Source organism: Bacillus cereus group sp. N14, from assembly GCF_016483555.1.
GTDB lineage: Bacteria > Bacillota > Bacilli > Bacillales > Bacillaceae_G > Bacillus_A > Bacillus_A wiedmannii.
This window is the reverse complement of record NZ_JAEHBQ010000017.1, coordinates 117483-124429: the sequence shown is the minus strand read 5'-3', so window position 1 is coordinate 124429 and position 6947 is coordinate 117483. Positions and strand designations below refer to the sequence as shown.

The following is a 6947-nucleotide window of genomic DNA, read 5'->3' as shown; positions in this document are numbered from 1 at the left end:
CCCTCCAAGTAATAGTGTAACATCCATGTGTATACATGGTCTTTTTCACACTGTCTACCTAAAGGGGATAATATCAGCAATCGGTCTTTTCTTGTTTTTATAATAAAGATTTGATATACAATTGTATTTTCTACCACTATACAATTATTATAAGATAGTTATACGTTAATTTTAGTTTGAAAATAGTTTTATTATCAGTTTTTTTAGAAATCTTACAAGCGTGTAAGATAAATGAAAGATGAATCAATATGAGCATTAAGACAATTCATTTACACTCTATTGTGAGAAGTGCAAATGAAGGGAGAATAGAAATGGAAATTTTACATGCGAAAAATATTAGTAAAGTATATAAAGGGAAAATACCTTTTAAAGCATTAGTAGATATTGATTTATCAATTCAAGAAGGTGAATTTATAGGGATCATGGGGCCATCTGGTAGCGGGAAAACTACATTATTAAATATGGTATCTACTATCGATTCTCCGTCCTCAGGAGAAATAGTAATAAACGGTACAAATCCTTTCCAGTTATCATCAGAAGATTTAGCGTTATTCCGTAGGAAACAATTAGGATTTGTTTTTCAATCATTTAATTTACTTAGCACGCTTACAGTGAAGGAAAATATCGTATTGCCGATGACATTAGATGGCGTTTCTGTGCAAGAAATGAACAAACGCGTACAAGAAATCGCAGAGAAATTAAATATTACAGATATATTGAATAAAAGAACGTTTGAAATATCTGGGGGCCAAGCTCAGCGAACAGCAATCGCACGTGCAATCGTCCATAAGCCGCAATTATTACTTGCAGATGAACCAACAGGGAATTTAGATTCTAAATCTTCAAATGATGTAATGGAGATGTTAGATACTCTAAATAAGGAAGAAAAAGCTACGATGATGTTAGTGACTCATGATCCGTATGCAGCGAGTTTTTGCAGCCGAGTAATTTTTATTAAAGATGGTCAACTATATAACGAAATTTATCGTGGTGAAAGCAGGCAAGCATTTTATCAAAAGATTATGGATGTCCTTTCTTTGTTAGGAGGGAAAAGGCATGACTTTTCGTCAATTCGCATTTAATAATATTTTTCGTAATAAGCGTACATATGCTGCCCATTTTTTAAGTAGTGCATTTTCTATAATGATTTTCTTTACGTATGCTCTTTTATTATTCCATCCTGATTTACAGGGGGAGTTGAAATCGACAAGTAAAACAATAAGTACATTTGGTACATTAGGATTTGAAGTTTCTCAAGGTTTGATTTTTGTCTTTTCATTCTTCTTCATTCTATATTCAGTGAGTTCGTTTTTAAAAACGCGTAAGAAAGAATTTGGCATTTTAATGATGCAAGGTATGTCAATGAGACAGCTTAAGAAGTTATTGTTAATTGAAAATATGTTAATTGGACTTGGTTCGATTTGTATTGGGATTCTTATCGGCCTCGTATTTTCTAAACTAGTTTTATTAATAAGTGCCAGTGTATTAATGATTAGTAACGGCTTACCTTTTTATATGCCAGTGAAGGCGGTATTATTAACTGGCATCACGTTTCTATTCTTATTTTTACTTGTTTCGCTAGTTACTTTTAAAATGATAAAAGTAACAGAACTTGTGGAACTTATTCAAGCAGGGGAAAAGCCAAAGCCTGAACCGAAATCGTCAATGTTATTATCAATTTTTTCTTTATTTAGTATAGGATATGGCTATATTTTAGTATTTCGCTTTATCCCAAGTTATAGTTTTATTACGCTCGGAATGGGTGTGCTCCTAGTAATTATAGGAACGTACTTTTTATATACACAGTGTAGCGTTTATATATTGCATCTTGTGAAAAGGAGTGAATCTTTCTTTTTAAAGAGAACCAATATATTAACATTTTCAGAATTAATATACCGTATGAAAGATAATGCAACAATGTTTTTTATAGTATCTATTATTTCAGCAGTTGCTTTTACAGCAATTGGCACGACAGCAGCTCTTGGAAACAAAGATTTGGTAAGGATGACAAACCCGTATACATTTCTGTATACAGCTCCTGATAAAAATAAAATAACGGATAAACATCTCTCGATTATAAAAAAACATCTTGCTGATTCTAATATTCCATATCGAATGGCTTCCACTTCAGATATTTATACAGAAAGTAATGTAAATGTAATGAAGTTAAGTGAATATAACGAACTTGCGAGAGCACTCGGGTACCAACAAGAAACGATTGAAAAAGAAGATGAAATGTTATTAATCCCTGGAGTCGTATCACAAAAACAAGAGTTTAAAAATGGTGATTATAAAAAGAATATTGAAGTCATTCAAGGCGATTGGACAAAGACATTTCATGTGAAAAAAACTGTAGATAATTTAGTTTTGCCACACGATACGGAAGGGATTAATATTGCGATTCAAGATCATGTGTATGATGAAATTCTGCTTAATAGTAATCTAGATTTTGAAAATATTATTCAATATCGAACTTATGGATTTGTTGTAGATGATTGGATAAAAACAAAAGAGATTTCAAACCAATTAAGTGATATATTCGATCAAGATCCTAGAGACATACATTTTGAATTTAGAGCACTAACTATAGAGTTGTTAAGTGCAAAACAAACGAATGGGTTATTACTTATGGCAAGTGTTTTAGTTGGAATCGTCTTCTTTACTTTCGCTGCTAGTTTTATTTATTTCCGGTTATATACTGATTTGGACCGCGATCAGCAGCAATATAAGATGATTTCGAAAATGGGATTAAGTAAACGAGAGTTGAAAAAAGTTGTAACAAGACAATTAGTATTAATGTTCTTCTTACCGATTATTGTTGCAGTGATTCATACTGTGGTCGCTTATATGGCATTACAACAATTAGTCGATTTTTCTATTATGAATAGCTCTATCATAATTTTAATTTCATTTATATGTATACAAGTTTTATATTTCTTTATAACTCGTTGGCGTTACTTACAAAAGCTTTATAAAACTATGGAACAGTAAAGAATATCAGCAAGTAAGATTGCAGAAAAGCATGTAAAAAAACAATTTGAGTTATGAAAGGAACTGTGATGAAAAAAACACTCTCTATTTTCATATTAAGTATATTAATTTTAATAAGTTTAAGTGCATGCTCTAAAAATGAAAACAGATTTCCAGCTAACGGTGTATTAATCATTGGAGATGAGAACAATACTTCAACAGTTATGAATCGTTATAAAGAAAATACGAAAGAACTTGAAGTTTTTTCGGTGAAAACAGGTAGATTTGACCAAAAAAGGGTTTTGATATTAAATGAATCTACTGCAAAAGCGATGATTAAAGCAAAAATTTTTCGTAAAAGAGATCATTCATCTCATTCTAAACCTTTAGATACGTTACCGAATTTTCCAAAAGAAAGTTCACTATTATTTATAAATGAAGAAGAAAAGAATATAAAAAGTATTGAAATAGAAGGGAAAGTGATACCAGTTACATATGATAGTGATGCTTGGCTTGGTAATAATCGAAATTATGGAACACTATGGTATGTAATTGTGGCGAGCAATAGTGTATATAAAGAAATACAGGCAAATGAAACGAAAATGCAACTTCTTCATCTGAAAAAATCTTTAGGTGACGAAAAACCTAAAATGTCGACAGATAATATATTGATTAATGAATATATAAAAGTAAGAAAGTTAATTAAAGATCTTGAGGAAGAAGTATCAGTTCAATTTGTCACGATTGGAGAAAAATCATAAAAAAGGGTTCAAGGTTGATAGGGATTTTATCAACCTCGAACTCTTTTTAGATTATAGACCATTCATATAAAAAAGATTACATTACTTCATTTAATCGAGTCTCGTTTACTTCCTCAATCGCATTTGTATTTTGAGCTTCTTTTTCTTTACGGACTTTTTGTAGCATTTCAAGGATGATCCATAAAGGAACACCTTTATCTTTTAACATCTTCCATAAATCTAATTCGTTAAATTTATGCTCTGGCTGTTTCATTTCTTTTTCGAATGAACGAATATCGAACTTGATAGGATCATTTGCTTTCTTACTTTCAAGTTTAGTAGAAGAGATAGTATTATGCTCAAGAGTAGATGGAGTTATTTTAGTAGGTTGAGATAATGTATGAATATTTGATCCGATTTGCATGTTTTTTCCTCCTTTTCAAGCAATGAGATTAGTTTTCTTATGGTTTTTAAATCTTTTTAACACGAGGAAACTATATCTAATTATAAATTCAAATAAATAGATTTACAAGTTGTATTGTAAAAAGTAAATGCTTGCTTGAATTAATATTTATCAACATTTTTGTATGTTTTCAATATATACAACATATATAAAATACTTTACATTATGTTTAAGTTATAAACTAATTTTGTATATTATTTTCACAGAGAAATGCAAACGCTTTATCAGGGGGAGAGGAAGAATGGGGAAATTATTATTAAAAATATGTTTATTTGCAATAGGGATTGTGTCTTTATTCACAGCAAAAACAATTTACGCTGAAGAGAGACAACAAAATAATTATCCGATCATATTAGTCAATGGATTTGCTGGGTGGGGTAGAGAGGAAATGTTAGGGGTTAAATATTGGGGTGGTGTTCATGATATACAGGAAGATTTGAAACGAAATGGTTATACGGTACATACCGCAGCTGTTGGACCTGTTTCTAGTAACTGGGACCGTGCATGTGAATTATATGCGCAAATTAACGGCGGTACAGTAGACTATGGTGCCGCACATGCTGAGAAACATGGACATAATCGTTTTGGAAGAACTTATAGTGGTTTCACGCCGAGTTGGAGTGAAACAAATAAAGTACATTTAGTTGGACATAGCATGGGTGGACAAACGATTAGAACATTAGTACAGCTATTAAAAGAAGGCAGTTTTGAAGAAAAAAATTATGTGAAAAATCATCCGAACACCAATATATCACCACTATTTGAGGGCGAGAAATCATATGTTCATAGTGTTACAACATTAGCAACCCCTCACAACGGTACAACACTTGCGGATGGTAGTCTTCTACTACCGTTTGTTAAAGATTTACTCATTACAGCTGCAAGTTTTGGAGGAAACGATAATTTATCACTATATGATTTTAAATTGGATCAATGGGGGTTAAAAAAGAATACTGGAGAGTCCTTTTTCCAATACAGTAATCGTATTCTAAATAGTTCACTTTGGAAAAATACAAAAGATATAAGTCAATGGGATTTAAGTACAGATGGTGCAAAGGATTTAAATAATTGGGTAAAGACGCAATCAGATGTTTATTATTTATCTTATAGTGGACATGCATCACAAGCGGCACCTATAACAGGTTTACATTTGCCTCATATAACGATGAATAAAGTGTTAATGGGGAATGCATTTTTCTTAGGTTCCTATGCAAGATATGAAGAAAATCGTCCATTAATTGATACTACTTGGTGGCAAAATGACGGTGTAGTAAATACAAATTCTATGATTGCACCGTCTTCTAATACTACTGTAAATAGTAATGAGTCTTTACAGATTGGAAAATGGAATCATATAGAAACGAAAGCAAATTGGGACCATCTTGATATGGTAGGACTTAGTGTTTCAGACACGTTAGGTTTTTCTAGTATTCAAGAGTTTTATAGAACAATTGCAGAAAAACTATTAAGATTACCGAAATAGGTAATAATAAAGCGCTCTCGATGGAATTCGGGGGCGCTTTATATTATATTGAAAGAGGGATTTGGTAGAAAAAACTGGGGGGATATTATGAAAATTCAAGTTGTATTATCAGGATATGGAACAGTTGGCAGAGAGTTTATAAAATTATTAAACGAAAAATATTCATATATATATGAAACATATGGGATTCGATTAGTTGTAAGTGGGGTATTAGGAAGGAATATTGCAATATATAATGGGGATGGATTGTCCCTTCACGATTTATTGAAATATGGTAGCGGTAGTGCCGCAATGGAAAAATATATAGAGTATCATCCGAAGGAACGTGCAACAAATGGGATAAATGGTACTGTATTAGTAGAATCAACTGTTACAAACCTTAAAGATGGAAATCCAGGAAAACAATATATAAAACAAGCGATTGAGAAACATATGGATATAGTTGCAATTTCAAAAGGCGCACTCGTTACAAACTGGAAAGAAATAAATGAAGCAGCAAGAATCGAAAATGTACGAATTCGATACAGTGGTGCAACTGCGGCCGCATTACCGACACTTGATATTGGTCAATTTAGTTTAGCTGGTTGCCATATTGAAAAAATAGAAGGAATATTAAACGGGACTACAAATTATATCCTTTCGAAAATGAATGAGGAAGATATTACGTTTGAAGAAGCACTGAAAGAAGCGCAAAGTAAAGGAATTGCTGAAACGAACCCAATATTAGATGTAAGTGGTTCTGATAGTGCGTGTAAATTGTTACTTTTGACAAACAGTCTAATGGGAACGGAAAATATGCTTACCGATATACATATAAAAGGAATCGAACATGTTACAAAACAACAAATTCGAAATGCTAAAGAACAGAATAAATATATTAAATTAATAGCTTCAGCATATAAGGATAAGGATGGTAAAGTGGCTCTTCATGTGGAACCGTACGAAATAGATAAAGATCATCCGCTAGCAAAAGTAAATGGGACGGAAAAAGGGATTACATTCTTTACAGATACGATGGGGCAAGTTACTACAATTGGTGGTGCTTCTAATCCACGCGGAGCCGCAGCAGCGGCTTTAAAAGATTTAATTAACTTATATCGTAAAGATTTATCACGTGTTAACGGGTAGTAAAATTCCTGATTGGTGAGGGCTAATAAAAAGTGAACGGGATGAATCCCCTATTGATTAAAGTTTCGTTTTATAAGACCGTACCGCCCTTTATAAAAAATACATATGTAGTGGACCTTTTGAGAATGAAATAAATATGCAAAAATAATTGCAGGGGGTAAGG

6 protein-coding genes are annotated in these 6947 nt (G+C 32.2%); 5 read left to right on the top strand and 1 reads right to left on the bottom strand.

What is annotated here, in order from left to right:
* Positions 1-311: 311 nt before the first annotated feature.
* From JDS82_RS21565 to JDS82_RS21555, 3 genes are all read left to right on the top strand, one after another.
* A complete protein-coding gene (locus JDS82_RS21565) occupies positions 312-1082 on the top strand; it encodes an ABC transporter ATP-binding protein (protein WP_000404254.1) in 771 nt (256 codons plus the stop codon).
* Positions 1057-2991 carry an FtsX-like permease family protein gene (locus JDS82_RS21560; protein WP_061672007.1) on the top strand — a complete coding sequence of 645 codons (1935 nt, stop codon included), beginning with the start codon at positions 1057-1059 and terminating at the stop codon, positions 2989-2991. Before JDS82_RS21565 ends, JDS82_RS21560 begins: the two co-directional genes overlap by 26 nt.
* A 68-nt stretch (positions 2992-3059) precedes the next feature.
* Positions 3060-3731, top strand: coding sequence for a lipoprotein BA_5634 family protein (locus tag JDS82_RS21555; protein ID WP_199713919.1), 672 nt, complete (start codon positions 3060-3062; stop codon positions 3729-3731).
* A gap of 76 nt (positions 3732-3807) precedes the next feature.
* Here the strand turns inward: JDS82_RS21555 and JDS82_RS21550 are convergent, their stop codons facing one another.
* Entirely contained in the window at positions 3808-4134 is a 327-nt protein-coding gene (locus tag JDS82_RS21550; protein ID WP_199713918.1) for a DUF3914 domain-containing protein, read from the bottom strand.
* A 280-nt stretch (positions 4135-4414) separates the two neighbouring features.
* Here JDS82_RS21550 and JDS82_RS21545 point away from each other — a divergent pair, with 280 nt between their 5' ends.
* Together JDS82_RS21545 and JDS82_RS21540 are read left to right on the top strand one after the other, a co-directional pair.
* Complete coding sequence (locus JDS82_RS21545; protein ID WP_199713917.1) at positions 4415-5656, top strand: esterase/lipase family protein; 1242 nt, start codon at positions 4415-4417, stop codon at positions 5654-5656.
* Positions 5657-5743: 87 nt separating this feature from the next.
* Positions 5744-6784 (top strand): homoserine dehydrogenase, encoded by a 1041-nt coding sequence (locus tag JDS82_RS21540; protein ID WP_199713916.1) that lies wholly within the window; start codon positions 5744-5746, stop codon positions 6782-6784.
* The last annotated feature ends 163 nt before the right edge of the window (positions 6785-6947 follow it).